The sequence below is a fragment of the Bacterioplanoides pacificum genome (genome assembly GCF_042648445.1).
Lineage (GTDB): Bacteria > Pseudomonadota > Gammaproteobacteria > Pseudomonadales > Oceanobacteraceae > Bacterioplanoides > Bacterioplanoides pacificum.
The window spans coordinates 1-15,049 of the sequence record NZ_JBHRYB010000015.1 but is presented as its reverse complement, the minus strand read 5'-3'; the positions used below and the strand labels follow the sequence as shown (position 1 = coordinate 15,049).

Below are 15,049 nucleotides of genomic sequence, written 5' to 3'. Positions count from 1 at the left end.
CGGGCGCTTGCGGACGTCTGACACGCTATGGGGCTTTTGCTTCAGTTTCGCTAGCGAAATTCACCTACACTCATGGAAAGAAATATATGAAAGTCGAAACACTGCTACACCGCCAGGGTGGGCTTTGCTTTTACTGCCGGAAACGACTTCCTCGCCATGCTGCATCCATTGAACATATTGTTCCTCAAGTCATGGATGGCGCGGAAGGGTTCAACAACCTTGCTGCTTGTTGCAAGTCAATGAACTCTCATCTCCAGGGCATATCTCCAAAGCACAAGATCGAACTTTTACTCAATCACTGGGGTGGGTGCCCCTGCCCTGACCCGAGTTTGCATAACCCTACATCTCAAACCATGCCCGTCTTATTCACTGACTTTGATGACCCCGGTGATGTATGCGCCTCTGATTATGCAACGGTCGTAGACAGCGTAGAGGTCCCTGATGATCCAGCTTTCGGCCAAACAGAAAACTAAACTTTGATGGCCTTCATGTTTTAATTTTCATGTGTTAGCTTTCTATGCGCCGTTTCTACTGATTAAAGGTGCAGCTGTGAACGGTATCAGTAACTTGTTCAAGGAAAGACAATGAAAAACACATCTATCTTGGTAATCAGCCTTTTACTGTCTTTTAACTCTTATGCTTCCGTAAAGTGCGGTACTGAGAGGGTCAAGGGGGTTCAGATCAAGAAATCTGGGGAAATTCTCTATACCTCAACAGACGGTGTGCGCCGCTTGGCTTCTGTGCCAAACTCACCCAGCGGATCTTTTACCCTAGAAATACTCCTGAAGGCAGTAGAAAAGAAATACCTGGTGCAATCAGCATTTCCTGACGGATACGATTGCAAAAGCAGCAACAACAAGATTCCAGCGGAATGGATCTACATGCAAGACCCTATGTCCTGATTAACCAGCCCCGCGGCGATTGAGCGCCTACCGGGGGTATGGGGGCGGTAGCGCCCCATGATTGCCATATCCCAGTTGTGGCAACGTCCACATTCTGTCCATATCACTGTGCTTGAGTGTGCTTCTCTGTGGTTCAACTTATTGAAAAATAAGGACTTTAACCACACTCAGCCACACGGAAGCACATAGACACGGGTTCAAATCCCCCCATCTCCACCATATTGAAGTCCAAGCAAGTCCACGGACTTCCTAAAAGGCCCTTAACCACGCGGTTAAGGGCCTTTTTTGTGTCTATCTCAGTCCATAGGGATCTATCTAAATCTATGGCTCAATGTTACATTGATTGTTACACCAGCTCAGAAGCAGGCCCTCAGTGTAACAATGGCAAACAAAACCACACCGCTATCCGACACGGAAATCAAAAAGGCCAAACCACGGGAGAAGGAGTACATCCTTGCCGATGGTCGCGGGCTCTCATTGCGAGTTAAGCCTAACGGCTCTAAGAACTGGATATTCAACTACAAACCTCCCTTCGCCAAGAAACGCACAAATATGGGCTTTGGTGCTTATCCTGAGGTAACACTGGCTCAGGCGCGAACAAAGAGAGAAGAAGCAAGACAGCTGCTCGCCCAGGAGATTGACCCCAAAGAGCATAAGCAGGCCACTTATGCGCAGAAGGACGCCGAACGCAACAACACCTTCGAAAAAATTGCAGCTGAGTGGTTAGAGGTGAAACGCCCGTCAGTTACAGAAGGCCACGTCATTAGCACCTGGAATTCCTTAAAACTTCACATTTTCCCTGAAATTGGCGACTACCCAATCAACAAGATTACCGCCCAAAAAGCTATCTCGGTGCTTAAGCCAATCGCGGCAAAGGGAAACCTGGAAACTGTTCGCCGCCTATGCCAGCGAATTAACGAAATCATGGTCTTCTCTGTAAATACCGGACTTGCTGAACACAATCCCCTGGCAGGCATTGGGAAGGCATTTTCTGCACCAAAGAAGCAAAACATGACAACCATCAGACCAGAGGAATTACCAGGCCTGATGCGTTCCATCAATAGGGCCAGTATTAAGTTCGTTACCCGCTGTTTGATCGAATGGCAGTTACATACCCTATCCCGGCCCAGCGAAGCCGCTGGAGCAAGGTGGGAAGAAATTGATTTCGAAGAAAAACTTTGGGTTATTCCTGCAGAACGAATGAAAAAACGCCGTATACACAGCATTCCGCTAACACCACAAACATTGGCAATCTTAGAAGAGCTTAAACCGATCAGTAGGCATAGAGAGTACTTGTTCCCCTCAGACAGGAACCCGAGAACTCACATTAACGCCCAAACGGCTAATATGGCAATCAAGCGCATGGGCTATGAGAAAAAGCTGGTGGCTCATGGATTACGCGCTTTAGGCAGTACAACATTGAACGAACAAGGGTTCGACTGCGACTTAATTGAAGCAGCCCTTGCCCATGTGGATAAAAATGAAGTCAGAGCAGCCTACAACCGCTCTGACTATGTTCGACGCCGGATTCCGATGATGGAGTGGTGGTCTGAACATATCGAAAAGTGCGCCACAAATGTCACTCCGATAATGAACACCACCTTCAGCAGAAGTACAGAGACAAATTGACTGCACATTCTGAAGTGCTTAAATTCACCGAATGCAGATCGACTGTTACCGACCCACTCTTCTTTACTTTAAAATCATAGACTCCTAGTATTAGGTAACTACAATCTTATTGTTCAATATTTGCGCAGAGCCAAAATTCCTGATGACACGCTATATGCCCACCTTACTGATGACTTTACTGATTGCTCTGCAATCGGTGGTTGCCAGTGCGGATGTGCATCCGCTGTTTGATGAAACGACTGAGCATAACGCCGCTGCGCTGGAGCATCGCCACGGTGATGGCCAGCCATTACATGGTCACCAAGAAAATGATGACCATGATTCCAGCCCCCTACATTCCCATGCTTTTGAAACACAATCGGATGCCGACAACATGCAGAGTGGTGGAGAAAGTTGCCAACACTGCTGTCATTGTCATTCACCCGGATTTTCTTCAATGGTTGATAAAGGCCTTGCGCTGAACCTTTCTCAGACTCGTAGTCTATTAACCAGCGGCCAACAATACTGGCCATCTCAGCCTTATTCTCCTGCCCTACGCCCTCCGAAACACCCTGCTTAACCTGTTTTCACGGTAACAGACAACGCTTTACGTCATAAAAGATTCATTATGTGAATCGACCTGAATTGTGCGCGAGAAAAAGCGTTCCTGTCCTGTTGCTGATCATTGACGTTAATTAGGGCAACGATATGAAACCCTCTTCAAGAATTAAAAAGCCAGCGTTCAGACACAGTCTACAAACACTGGCAGCAATCAGTATTTTCACGCTAATTACTCCACAAGTAACGGCTGCAGAACCAACCAATTCGATGGGCTGGATTCGTCAGCAAATTGAGCGACTGCCAGACTTGCAAGCAGCAAGAGAAAAACGCAATGCAACCTTATCCCAGGCCAATGCCTTAACCCAGCCTCTATATAACCCTGAGCTGGGAGCAGGATACGAGCAAGAAGGTAGTGCTGAAAATTATCAGCTGACACTGAGCCAGAAAATTGACTGGTGGGATCAGCGTGGTAAGCAGAGTGAACAAGCGGAATTATTGCGCGTTAAAGCAGAGCAAGAATATCGCCGGAATTACCAGCAAACTCTAAGTAGTACGCTTCAGGCTTTAGTTAACTGGCAGGCCAGCCGTGAACGCTACCAATTAGCCATGGAACAGGAACGACAACTAGATCAACTAATTAATCTAGTACAGGATCGCCAGCAAAGCGGCGATCTAGGACAGATTGATGTTGAATTGACTCTGCTGTCGTTATCTCAAACTCTGGCAGATACTGCTGAGGCCGTGGCCGCCTATCAGAGCAGTGAGAATGAAGTCCGCCGCTGGCTACCAAACTGGCAAGCAAACAGGTCACTCCTGAATAAACAATTCTGGCAGCGACTATCACAGTTACTGCAGTCCAGCTCTGACAAAAAGCCAGACCAGTTCCTGAATACGCTACCGGAGTTGCGCATCGCTAAAGCGGAGTGGGAAATTCAACGTGCCGCTGCTGAGCAATTGCAACTCAGCAATAAACCTGAACCCAGCATCGCCATCAATGCAGGCCGTAATGGTGAGGATGATGTAATCGGTTTAAATTTGTCGATCCCGCTCAACATCCGCAATGGTTATCAAGACGTTAACCAAGCAGCCTTACAGCAAACCTTTGCCGCAGAAGCCAGGTATCTAGCCATCAATCGCGAGTTACGCTATCAACTGGATTCCAGTCGCGCACTGGCAGAGCAATACAGACGGCAGAAACAACGCTGGCAAACCATCATGCAAAGCAGTCAGGCCAATAGTGGCGAATTATTACGCCGTCAATGGCAAACAGGGGACCTCGGCACCAGCCAATATCTACAGGCGTTAAAACAACGCAATGAGGGGATCAATGCTGGTATTACCCTTACCCATGAAAGCCGTTTGGCCATGATTACCTGGCTCTATAGCAGCGGCCAAATTAATCAAGTATTTAATTTTTAAACGAACTTCAGATTTTTATCATTGTTGCCGAAATTGACATTGTAACCAGGCAACAAACCATGTGGATATACATTATGAATACTACACGTAAAACAACATTAGCTCTGGTCATCAGCCAATCCTTGATATTGTCAGCTGTAGGCACTGCCTCACTCTCTTTTTCGACTCTGGCCAGTGCCTCCGGCGACCATTCCTCGGGGTACAAAGAGGAACACGATGGTCATAACCATGAAAAAGAAATGGGTCATACACTGATCCAATCATCAGAAGACGAACATGATAACAAAGACAAAAATCACGACCATGGCGCTGAGAGGCCAGTGAAAGAAACAGACGACCATCGCGACCATGACCACGAAAAAGAAATGGGACATGCATTGGAAGAACATGATGAGCATGATGAAGAGGACAAGGATCATGATCACAGTGCTGTAGGGACAACAGGTGAAGCAGCGGAAGATCACGGCGAAGGAGGTGTCACTCTAAGCCGACAACAGATGAAGTTGGCTGGGATTAAAAGTACGCCAATCCAGCCCCGGAAGATTGAATTCAGCCGCTACGCTCCGGCAGAAGCGAAAGCCAACGGTTATACGAGTTACCTGGCTACGCCTCGCGTGGATTCAATCGTTGTTAAACGACACGCCAATCTGGGTGATCACGTCATTAAAGGTCAGCCACTGGTGACCTTATTCAGCGAAACCGTAGCCGATGCCCAGGCGCAATATTTATCCGCAAATGCAGAGTGGAAACGTGTAACTCAGTTAGGCCGCAAAGCCGTGGGTGACAAGCGCTATATAAGTGCCAAGGCTGAATATCAGGCCGCCACCAGCCGCCTATTAGCCTTTGGTCTGGATAAACAATCGATCCGCGCACTGACCAAAAATCAGGGTAGTAATTCATCCTCAGTACTCGGTGAATATACCTTAACAGCACAAATAAACGGTGCCGTGCTATCGGATGCTTTCCATCAGGGCCAGCGTGTAAATGCTGGCAGTGAATTAATGGATTTGGCCAATGAAAGTGAAGTTTGGGTAGAAGCCCGCCTGCCAGCTAATCAGAGTTTATTATTACCTGCTGGTACTGAAGCCATCGTAAAAGTCGCCGATGAAAGCTTTGTTGGAACCGTCACCCAAGAAGCACACACTATTGATGAGCGTACACGCACACGGGTGGTACGCCTGTCTGTTAATAACATTGGCCACCGCTTACACCCCGGCATGTTTGCTGATGTTTACTTTCAGTTTAAAAGTGATCAACCAGTGATGGCAGTAAATGAAGGTGCAATTTTACGTGGTGCGGATGGTGATTGGACTGTGTATGTCGAAGATCACCCAGGAGAATTTTTACCAGTAGAAGTAGAGATTGGTCAGACGCTTGGAGAGCTACGCGAAATAAAAGGGGTAGCCGCTGGTAGCAAAGTGGTGACTTCAGGTGCATTTTTTGTCGCCTCACAAATCGCCAAAGGTGGGTTCGATCCCCACAATCACTAAGCTAATTCATAGTTATAAATATGGCAAAGATCCATTCATAAACCTGAGTGACTGGAATAACAGATGATGAATAAGCTGAGCTTTGATTTAAGAACACAATCAACGACCGCAGGGGTTGGCACATGCCAAACCTCTGAATTTCATCATGTAAATACAACAGCAGGCTGTGGTAAACCATTGGCCACTATCGACAAAACTCGCGATAGGCATCTACCAATAGTTTCTCTTATGCGTTCAGCGTTTTTGTCCCAAAGTCCTCAGGGAACTGAAAATACTTCCTTTTATAAAGTGACACCATTATGTTTAATAAAATAATTGATTGGTCGGTCTCGAATCGATTGCTCGTTCTTATTGCGCTGATGACATTAATTGTCGGCGCTGTATTCACTATTCCAAAATTAAATCTCGACGCTTTTCCCGACGTTACCAATGTTCAGGTAGCCGTAAATACCGAAGCACCTGGTCTGGCAGCTGAAGAAGTCGAACAATTAATCACCTACCCCATAGAAGCTGTAATGTACGCCCTGCCCGACGTAGAAGAGGTGCGTTCCATTTCCAAAACCGGATTATCCGGCGTCACTGTCGTGTTTAAAGAAGGCACGGATATTTATTTCGCTCGCCAGCTTGTATTTGAGCGCTTGCAAGCTGCTAAAGAGCTTATCCCACAAGGAGTTGGGACACCGGAAATGGGGCCGAACACCTCGGGCCTGGGCCAGGTTTATCAATATTTATTAGTCGCCGATGAAGAATACACAAATCGCGAAGGCTATTCGGTCATGGACTTACGTAGCCTTAATGACTGGGTGGTTAAACTCTTAATAATGCCGGTCGACGGCGTAACCGATGTATTATCGTTTGGCGGTGAAGTTCGTCAATATCAGGTCAATATTAACCCGTCACGTTTATTAGCTTATGAATTAAGCCAGCAAGACATCGCTGAAGCTCTGGAGAAAAACAACTCTAATGTCGGCGGCTGGTACATGAACCGCGGTCAGGAACAACTAGTTATTCGTGGTACTGGCTGGTTATCTGCTGATCAGAAAGGTTTACAAGAAATTCGTCAAATTCCAGTAAAAACCGTCGACGGAACCGTAGTTACAATTAACGATGTTGCCACCGTTTCTCTCGGCAGTGAAATCCGCCAGGGTGCGGTTACTATGAGCCGTAAGGACAGCAATGGTGAAATAAAGAACCTCGGTGAAGTAGTGTCAGGCATCGTGCTAAAACGCATGGGCTCAAACACTAAAGCGACTATTGATGGCATTAATCAACGTGCCCAATTAATTAATCAGGCGCTACCAAAGGGCGTAAAATTTCAGACTATTTACGACCAGGCAGATTTAATCAGCAAAGCTGTTGATACCGTAGTAAATGCCCTATTACTGGCCTTTGTTTTTATCGTTGTTGTGCTTGCACTGTTTCTAATGAATCTGCGTGCAACATTCTTGGTATTGGTGTCCATTCCCATTTCTATCGGTATCGCATTAATGGTGATGTCTTGGTATGGCTTATCCGCAAACCTAATGTCGCTAGGCGGTATTGCCGTAGCCATAGGCATGCTGGTCGATGGTTCCGTGGTGATGGTAGAAAATATGTTTAAACATCTCAACGCCCCTCGTTCCCGTGGACACAAAGAAGAAGACTCCGATGATAACGATGATGGCATTGCTCTGCGCTTGATGCAGGCTGGTCGCGAAGTAGCTCGCCCGGTGTTTTTCGCTACTTCCATTATTCTTGTGGTCTTTATGCCTCTATTCAGCTTTGAAGGTGTAGAGGCAAAATTATTTCAGCCTATGGCAATAAGTATCATGCTGGCCATGGTTGCTGCGGTATTAGTGGCATTAATAATCGTCCCTGCACTGGCAACCTTTTTATTCCGTACACCGATAAAAGAAAAAGAAAGCTTTGTACTAAAACCTCTAGACCGATTATACCGTACAGGCCTGAACTGGGCGATGGAACGTAGCAAGGCAGTGATTGGCGTTGCGCTGGCATTAGTCATTTCCGCCATCGCACTAGTACCAAACTTGGGTACCGAGTTCGTACCAGAGCTGGAAGAAGGCACCATTAATTTACGAGTGACGTTAGCCCCTTCTTCCAGCCTGGAAACTGCATTAAGCGTGGCCCCAGAGCTGGAAGCCATGTTGCTAGAATTTCCTGAAGTCACTTACGCTCTAAGTCGCATCGGCCGCGCTGAAATTGGTGGTGATCCAGAGCCAGTCAATAACATTGAAATTTACATTGGCCTAGTACCGATCAGCGACTGGAGCTCTCTAACCAACAATAGCGGTGTCAGCAGCCGTTATGAGTTACAGGCCAAGATGGAAGAAAAACTGGAGCAATTTCCCGGGCTATTACTCAACTTTTCACAGCCGATCGCTACTCGGGTTGATGAATTGTTGTCAGGTGTAAAAGCACAACTAGCGATTAAATTGTTCGGTAAGGATCTGGATATATTGGTTGAAAAAGGTCAGGCGATCGAAAATGCGGTTAAAACCGTCAGCGGTGCCCGCGACGTAGCCATGGAACAAATCGCCGGTGAAGCCCAGCTTGTAGTTAAACCTAAAAGACAGCAATTATCGCGGTATGGCTTAAGTGTAGGTGACTTAATGGCTGTGGTTCGTGATGGCTTAGGTGGCGTTTCCGCCGGACAAATCATTAATGGTAACGAGCGTTATGATATCTATCTTCGTCTGGCACAGGAGTTTCGCAACAACGCAGAGAGCATCGAAAATTTACGTTTGCAATCCCCAACTGGAGCCTGGGTACGCCTAGCTGACATCGCCGAAGTGTCAATTGAATCCGGCCCACCGCAGGTACGCCGGGATGACGTACAGCGCCGAGTGGTTATTCAAGCCAATGTCCAGGGTCGCGATATGGGGAGTGTGGTTGCCGATATCCGCAAAATCATCGCCGCTCAGGTCGATCTACCAGCGGGGTATTCTGTCGATATTGGCGGTCAGTTTGAAAACCAGCAACGTGCACAAAAACGACTGTCTTTAGTTGTTCCTGTGTCTTTGGCGCTCATTGCTCTTCTGTTGTATTTCGCGTTTTCTTCCGTTGGTCAGGCTCTGTTAATTCTGGTGAATGTTCCTCTGGCGGTTATTGGTGGCATCTTCTCTTTGTATATCTCCGGCCAATATTTATCGGTACCCAGCTCAGTTGGTTTTATTACCCTGTTTGGTGTAGCAGTATTAAACGGCGTGGTAATGGTAGAAAGTATCAACCTGCGTGTACGTGAAGGATTAACCAAAGCAGGCGAGACGCTGGAAGACAGAATCCGTACTGCGGCTTATGACGGTGCCATTTCTCGCTTACGCCCGGTATTGATGACCGCTATGACCTCAGCACTCGGTCTGATCCCGATGTTAATGTCAAACGGCGTGGGGGCTGAGATTCAGAAACCGCTTGCCAGCGTTATTGTTGGTGGCCTGGTCACAGCCACGTTATTGACCCTGTTTGTTTTACCCGTGTTATATCCGTTTTTCTCACGCAGAAAATTGGAGAGTGAACAGCGCGGTTAAACACCAACATTCGTGCCCAGACAGAAGCTGGTAACAGCTTCTGTCTGGTGTAATAACCAGATTTCAAGACATTAAGATCACAGAATTAAAGTCAGCAAAATTAACAGTATGTAATTATTTTCTTGCCTGCGAGTAACTCACAGGTTTTACCATAAGGTTAATTATCACTAAGGAGGGAAATACATGGGACAGTCATCTCACTCTGATCATAACCACAATCACGACGCAGATCACAAACATGCTCCAGGTGCAAGTCACAGCCACCTACCCCTGGATGCCAGCTCCGCGCGTATCACTTGGGCATTTATTCTAAATCTCAGTTTTACCATTATCGAATTTATTGGCGGCTGGTTAACCAACAGTACCGCCATCATGTCGGATGCGGTTCACGATCTGGGTGATACCTTATCAATCGGCAGCGCCTGGGTATTAAATAAACTGGGGCGTAAAAAAGCGACGGACGACTTTAGCTATGGCTTTCGCCGTTTGTCGCTATACGGTGCCATGATTAATAGCCTGGTACTTATTGCAGGTTCGGTTTTTGTCTTAACGGAAGCTGTTCCCCGGTTATTTAATCCGGTCATGCCCGACGCCCAAGGCATGTTAGGTCTGGCGATATTGGGCGTAACCGTTAATGGCTTTGCCGCTTACCGCTTAAGTGCTGGCCAGAGTCTGAACGAAAAAGTATTAAACTGGCATTTATTGGAAGATGTATTAGGTTGGGCAGCGGTATTAGTTGTTTCCATCGTATTGATGTTTATCGATATGCCGATTCTCGATCCACTACTTTCAATCGCTTTTACTCTGTTTATTTTAGTAAATGTAGCACGTAACTTTTGGACAACATTAAAGCTATTTGCGCAATCAGTACCCGATGGTGAGCTAAGACTAAAAATCCTAGATGCCCTATCTACAGTGGATAAAGTTGAAAGTATTCATCATATGCACTTATGGTCATTAGATGGAGAGCAGCATGTATTAACCGTACATCTAAAAGTTAAAGATGAACTAAGCAGCTCCGAACACTTTGAAATAAAGAAACAAATCGATATTAATCTGAAACCATTCAGCCTAGAGCATACAACAATTGAATTAGAGTGGCCTTCTGAGTCATGTAGAGATTCTGAACACTGATAAAGAAGCTAACTTTTCCCTGATCAGCAATAAACTCAGCTCTATGCTACGTTTCATTGGAGTGGTCAACTCATTACGGAAACAGTTTTAAGTTTTTCTTTGGATGCTTGGGGGCTGATTCCCCCATTTTTCTAATGCAGCCATTTCTGGTTGTAATAGTTCAACAAGCAATAAGTAACATCTATTTTAGCTTCATTAAATGATTGATAGCTATACTCCGGTACCCACTCAGTTTTCAGGCTGCGGAGCACCCCTCCATTGGAGTATTTGAATCGTAACCAGTTCACTAGACACTATTCTGCTCCATAAAATATTGCTGTTGTTACTTTACCGGTGACAGCATTCCATTGGAACCATGACGACGGCTCGTATTGTAAAACATCTCGATATAATCAAATAAATCTATCCTTGCGGCTTCGCGGTTTGGATAAATTTTCTTTTTTACCCGCCCACGCTTCAGTAATTGGAAAAAACTTTCAGCAACAGCGTTATCGTGGCAGTTCCACCTTCGACTCATGCTGCCTTTTAAATTGTGCTCCTTCAAAAAATCACTCCAGTCATGGCTGGTATATTGGCTCCCCTGATCTGAGTGAATCAGCACTTCTTCCTTTGGATTGCGACGCCATACCGCCATGAGTAACGCATCCAGTACCAGTTCCTTCGTCATTCTTGGTCCCATTGCCCAGCCAATGATACGCCGTGAAAATAAATCCATGACCGCCGCTAAATACAGCCAGCCTTCGTGAGTTCGAATGTAAGTAATATCCGTTACCCATGAGTGATCTGGTTTATCAGGGTTAAACTGTCGGCTCAGCGTGTTAGCTGTGACGACGTGGCTTTCTCCGGATTTATGACGCGGTTTTCGGTAGCCAACCTGGGCTTTTAGGCCTTCTTGCTTCATGAGTCGATGCACGCGGTTAATACCGCAACGTTCACCATGATCACGAACATCCAGGTGGATTTTTCGATAACCATAAACACCGCCAGACTCTAACCAACACTGTTTGATTAAGCCGGTTAGCTGCTCATTGCGCTTTTGTCGTTTCGACTTGGGCTTCTGCAGCCAAGCGTAATACCCGCTAGGGTGAACATCAAATAGCGAGCACAACCGCCGCAAAGGCACTGTGCTCTGATATTCACGGATAAAGGCGTATCTTAATCGGGGTGCTTTGCAAAGTACGCCGCGGCTTTTTTTAACAGATCACGCTCCTCGGTGACTCGCTGAAGTTCTTTATTCAGGCGGCGAATCTCTGATGCTTCTGCTGCAGCTTGATTATGTTGGTCAGCATCAGGGCCGTAGCGTTTAATCCAGGCGTACAGGCTGTGAGTAGTGGTTCCAAGTCGCTCCGCCACATCGGCAACGCTATGACCGGCAACCGTCACTTGCTTCACAGCTTCAATCTTAAATTCTTCGGGATATCGTTTGTTGCTCATACACACCTCTGTTTGAGTCATTTTCTCTAACTAAAAGGTGTCTAGCAAACTGGTGGCGATTCACTAAAACAATCAGCCAATTGATATCTCCAACCTCAATCAATAGAAAATATTACATACTCGTAATGTTCACGTCACCCAAGTGACAGGTTCATCACACTACGATAATTGTTAGAGCCAAGTTTCATTTCCGGCTTGACTTAAGAGTAACTCACAGGTGTTTAAATCAAACATAGACACCTTCGGTGAAGATGTTGAACGTAAATATTAGAGAGGGAAAGTGAGTCATGCAGGAATCAGTTTTACCAGCTAGCGAACAGCAAGAAGCCGTAACAGAAGATATGCGAATGGTTGTACCGGGTATGGGGAGCAATCATTGTTCAGGTCTTGTAACTGCCTCAATCGAAAGACTCCCCGGCATATCAGAAATTCAAACTAATATTGCGAATCACCTGGTAGATGTTTCATTTGATCCATCTCAGGTTAGTTTGGAAAAAATTCGGATCGCAGTTGAAAAAGCTGGGTACGACGTTGCCTCTGCACAGCTATCGCCGGGCAATAATGTCAAAAGTGTAACTATTACCGTTCCGGGAATGGGCAGTAACCACTGCGCTGGTCTTGTACGTATGTCACTTGAGCGTTTACTAGGTATCGCCCGAATAGAAACTAATATTGCCGCCCACCAGGTTAGCGTCAGCTTCGACCCACAAAAGTTAAATACTACGACCTTAAAAGAAACTGTAGAAAATGCTGGATATGACGTAGCAAGTGTAGAAAGTTCAGAAAGCGATTCCCATAAAGTCGCCGAAGAAGCAGAAGAGCAATATTTAGATCAGGCCAGGAAAAACCTGTGGTTCTCGGCGATACCAACAACACTGATTATGTTGTTAATGATCCCTCAGATGTTCTGGCAACCCATTCCGGGCTATCTTGTGATTGTTGCCCTATTAGCATTCCCTGTCGTCTTTTTAAAAGGTGGACTCTCTACTCACCGGTCCGCATGGCGCTCGTTAAAAAATCGTACCGCCAATATGGATGTATTGATTTCATTGGGAAGCCTGCCCCCATACCTGATCGGTTTAATTGGGTTTGTCTACCCAATGACTTCATTTATTGAAATGGCCTCTACCATCATGACCTTCCATATGCTCGGTCGTTATCTCGAAACTCGAGCGAAAGGAAAGGCATCACAAGCAATCAAAAAATTGATTAAGTTGGGAGCCAAAACGGCCATCGTTTTGCGTGACAACAACGAAGTTGAAGTTCCGGTTGAAGATTTACAAATCGGAGACGTCATAATCATCAAACCTGGCGGCAAAGTGCCCACGGATGGTGAAATCATTGAGGGCCACAGTCATCTAGATGAATCAATTGCAACTGGAGAATCTGTACCGGTTGAAAAAGGTCCGGGAGATTCCGTAATTGGCGCAACAATTAACAAGGAAGGTTTATTAAAAGTCAGAGCGACTAAGGTTGGTGCCGATACCTTTCTATCCCAGGTTATTAAATTGGTTGAACAGGCTCAGGGATCAAAAGTTCCGATTCAGGAATTCGCTGACAGAGTTACCGCAACCTTTGTTCCTGCGGTGATCGGCATTTCATTACTAAGCTTCTTATCCTGGCTAATTTTTGCCGATACCCTGCGCCCTGTATTAAATTGGGGAGGTGGTTTCCTGCCTTGGGTTGATCCAACTTTAACGCCTCTGATTGCAGCAATTCTTGCCGCTGTTGCAGTACTCGTCATTGCATGCCCCTGCGCATTAGGTTTAGCAACACCAACAGCAATTATGGTTGGTTCCGGTATGGGCGCTGAACGAGGGGTATTAATCCGCTCAGGGGAAGCCATTCAAACCTTAAAAGACATCAAGGTAGTTGTACTGGATAAAACCGGCACAATCACAGCAGGTAAACCCTCATTAACAGATGTCCTCCCCGTTTCAGGTTTTACCGCCGATGAACTATTAGCAGCAACCGCTGCGGTAGAAGCTGGATCGGAACATCCTTTAGCCCAGGCAATTGTCCAAGGAGCCAAAGATAAGGACCTGCCTATCCCAACCTTAAACAACTTCCAGTCTATCACCGCCCGGGGGGTAGAAGGAGAAGTTAATGGGAAGTTGGTGCACGTAGGAAGTCGCCGTCTTCTTGCAGAGCAAGGAGTAGAACTGAATGATCTGGACAAGATATTAGAGCCACTCGAGGTACAAGGAAAAACAGCCATGTTGGTGGCAATAGACAGACAAGCAGCGGGAGTGGTCGCTGTCGCCGACACAATCAAAGAGGACTCTAAATCAGCCATCAAGGCCATGCACGATTTGAATATCCACGTGGTAATGGTAACTGGAGATAATGAAAGAACCGCTAAATTTGTCGCTGAGCAGGTAGGTATTGATGAAGTTCTGGCTAACGTATTGCCTGAAGGAAAAGTGGATTCGGTTAAACAACTACAAGCCAAATACGGTAATAGTGTAGCAATGGTAGGAGACGGCATCAATGATGCACCTGCATTGAAGCAAGCTAATGTCGGCATTGCTATTGGGGCAGGTGCGGATGTTGCGATCGAGGCCGCAGAAGTGACTTTGGTTCAGGGACAACTAACCAAACTCGTGGAAGCAATTTTGCTCTCTAAGGCGACCTTTAGAAAAATTGTTGAGAACCTGTTTTGGGCATGGTTTTACAACTTAGCTTCGATCCCGGTAGCAGCTCTGGGGCTACTTCATCCGATGATTGGTGTTATCGCCATGACAGTTAGCTCGTTATCAGTTATCGGAAACTCCATCCTTCTGAAACGCGCCAAGATCACCGTTAAATAGCCCGGGGGTAACTATGAGCCAACATTCATCATCATTTTGGTGTAGTAGTTCAGACTCGATCTGACAGTCGCCCGTTTTAAGCTGGTGTCTGTCAGATTAAATCTGGGTTAATTTCTTTTCAGCCCAGATTCGTTTTCCATCAAGTAATGTTTCCAACGGCGTTCTAC

General features: G+C 46.2%; 11 protein-coding genes. 10 read left to right on the top strand and 1 reads right to left on the bottom strand.

Translation table 11 applies throughout. From position 1 onward, the window contains the following. Positions 1 to 86: 86 nt before the first annotated feature. From ACFOMG_RS14985 to ACFOMG_RS14945, 9 genes are all read left to right on the top strand, one after another. Entirely contained in the window at positions 87 to 473 is a 387-nt protein-coding gene (locus ACFOMG_RS14985) for an HNH endonuclease (protein ID WP_376867796.1), read from the top strand. Positions 474 to 584: 111 nt separating this feature from the next. Further along, positions 585 to 902: a hypothetical protein gene (locus ACFOMG_RS14980; protein WP_376867795.1), complete on the top strand. Its 318-nt coding sequence runs from the start codon at positions 585 to 587 to the stop codon at positions 900 to 902. A gap of 381 nt (positions 903 to 1,283) precedes the next feature. Further along, positions 1,284 to 2,531 (top strand): integrase domain-containing protein, encoded by a 1,248-nt coding sequence (locus ACFOMG_RS14975; protein WP_376867793.1) that lies wholly within the window; start codon positions 1,284 to 1,286, stop codon positions 2,529 to 2,531. Positions 2,532 to 2,685: 154 nt separating this feature from the next. Further along, complete coding sequence (locus tag ACFOMG_RS14970; protein ID WP_376867792.1) at positions 2,686 to 3,090, top strand: hypothetical protein; 405 nt, start codon at positions 2,686 to 2,688, stop codon at positions 3,088 to 3,090. A gap of 128 nt (positions 3,091 to 3,218) precedes the next feature. Beyond that, positions 3,219 to 4,490 (top strand): TolC family protein, encoded by a 1,272-nt coding sequence (locus ACFOMG_RS14965; protein WP_376867790.1) that lies wholly within the window; start codon positions 3,219 to 3,221, stop codon positions 4,488 to 4,490. 74 nt (positions 4,491 to 4,564) lie between these two features. Beyond that, positions 4,565 to 5,980, top strand: a complete 1,416-nt coding sequence (locus ACFOMG_RS14960; protein WP_376867788.1) for an efflux RND transporter periplasmic adaptor subunit — start codon at positions 4,565 to 4,567, stop codon at positions 5,978 to 5,980. 63 nt (positions 5,981 to 6,043) lie between these two features. Beyond that, positions 6,044 to 6,295, top strand: a complete 252-nt coding sequence (locus ACFOMG_RS14955) for a hypothetical protein (protein WP_376867786.1) — start codon at positions 6,044 to 6,046, stop codon at positions 6,293 to 6,295. Then, positions 6,280 to 9,504, top strand: a complete 3,225-nt coding sequence (locus ACFOMG_RS14950; RefSeq protein WP_376867785.1) for an efflux RND transporter permease subunit — start codon at positions 6,280 to 6,282, stop codon at positions 9,502 to 9,504. The genes ACFOMG_RS14955 and ACFOMG_RS14950 overlap by 16 nt, the downstream gene beginning before the upstream one ends. Positions 9,505 to 9,687: 183 nt before the next feature. Beyond that, a complete protein-coding gene (locus tag ACFOMG_RS14945) occupies positions 9,688 to 10,638 on the top strand; it encodes a cation diffusion facilitator family transporter (protein ID WP_376867784.1) in 951 nt (316 codons plus the stop codon). 322 nt (positions 10,639 to 10,960) lie between these two features. Here ACFOMG_RS14945 and ACFOMG_RS14940 read toward each other — a convergent pair. Then, positions 10,961 to 12,072 (bottom strand): IS3 family transposase gene (locus ACFOMG_RS14940; RefSeq protein WP_376867783.1). Its coding sequence is split into 2 segments (ribosomal slippage): positions 10,961 to 11,835 and positions 11,835 to 12,072, totalling 1,113 coding nucleotides; the frame shifts between segments, so codons are not numbered across the junction. Between the two features lie 287 nt (positions 12,073 to 12,359). Between ACFOMG_RS14940 and ACFOMG_RS14935 the strand changes: the two genes are divergently transcribed. Further along, a complete protein-coding gene (locus ACFOMG_RS14935; protein ID WP_376867781.1) occupies positions 12,360 to 14,882 on the top strand; it encodes a heavy metal translocating P-type ATPase in 2,523 nt (840 codons plus the stop codon). Positions 14,883 to 15,049 lie beyond the last annotated feature (167 nt).

Coding starts and splice junctions, on each gene's coding strand:
- ACFOMG_RS14985 (WP_376867796.1), top strand. CDS start 87: ATGAAAGTCGAAACACTGCTACACCGCCAGGGTGGGCTTTGCTTTTAC.
- ACFOMG_RS14980 (WP_376867795.1), top strand. CDS start 585: ATGAAAAACACATCTATCTTGGTAATCAGCCTTTTACTGTCTTTTAAC.
- ACFOMG_RS14975 (WP_376867793.1), top strand. CDS start 1,284: ATGGCAAACAAAACCACACCGCTATCCGACACGGAAATCAAAAAGGCC.
- ACFOMG_RS14970 (WP_376867792.1), top strand. CDS start 2,686: ATGCCCACCTTACTGATGACTTTACTGATTGCTCTGCAATCGGTGGTT.
- ACFOMG_RS14965 (WP_376867790.1), top strand. CDS start 3,219: ATGAAACCCTCTTCAAGAATTAAAAAGCCAGCGTTCAGACACAGTCTA.
- ACFOMG_RS14960 (WP_376867788.1), top strand. CDS start 4,565: ATGAATACTACACGTAAAACAACATTAGCTCTGGTCATCAGCCAATCC.
- ACFOMG_RS14955 (WP_376867786.1), top strand. CDS start 6,044: ATGATGAATAAGCTGAGCTTTGATTTAAGAACACAATCAACGACCGCA.
- ACFOMG_RS14950 (WP_376867785.1), top strand. CDS start 6,280: ATGTTTAATAAAATAATTGATTGGTCGGTCTCGAATCGATTGCTCGTT.
- ACFOMG_RS14945 (WP_376867784.1), top strand. CDS start 9,688: ATGGGACAGTCATCTCACTCTGATCATAACCACAATCACGACGCAGAT.
- ACFOMG_RS14935 (WP_376867781.1), top strand. CDS start 12,360: ATGCAGGAATCAGTTTTACCAGCTAGCGAACAGCAAGAAGCCGTAACA.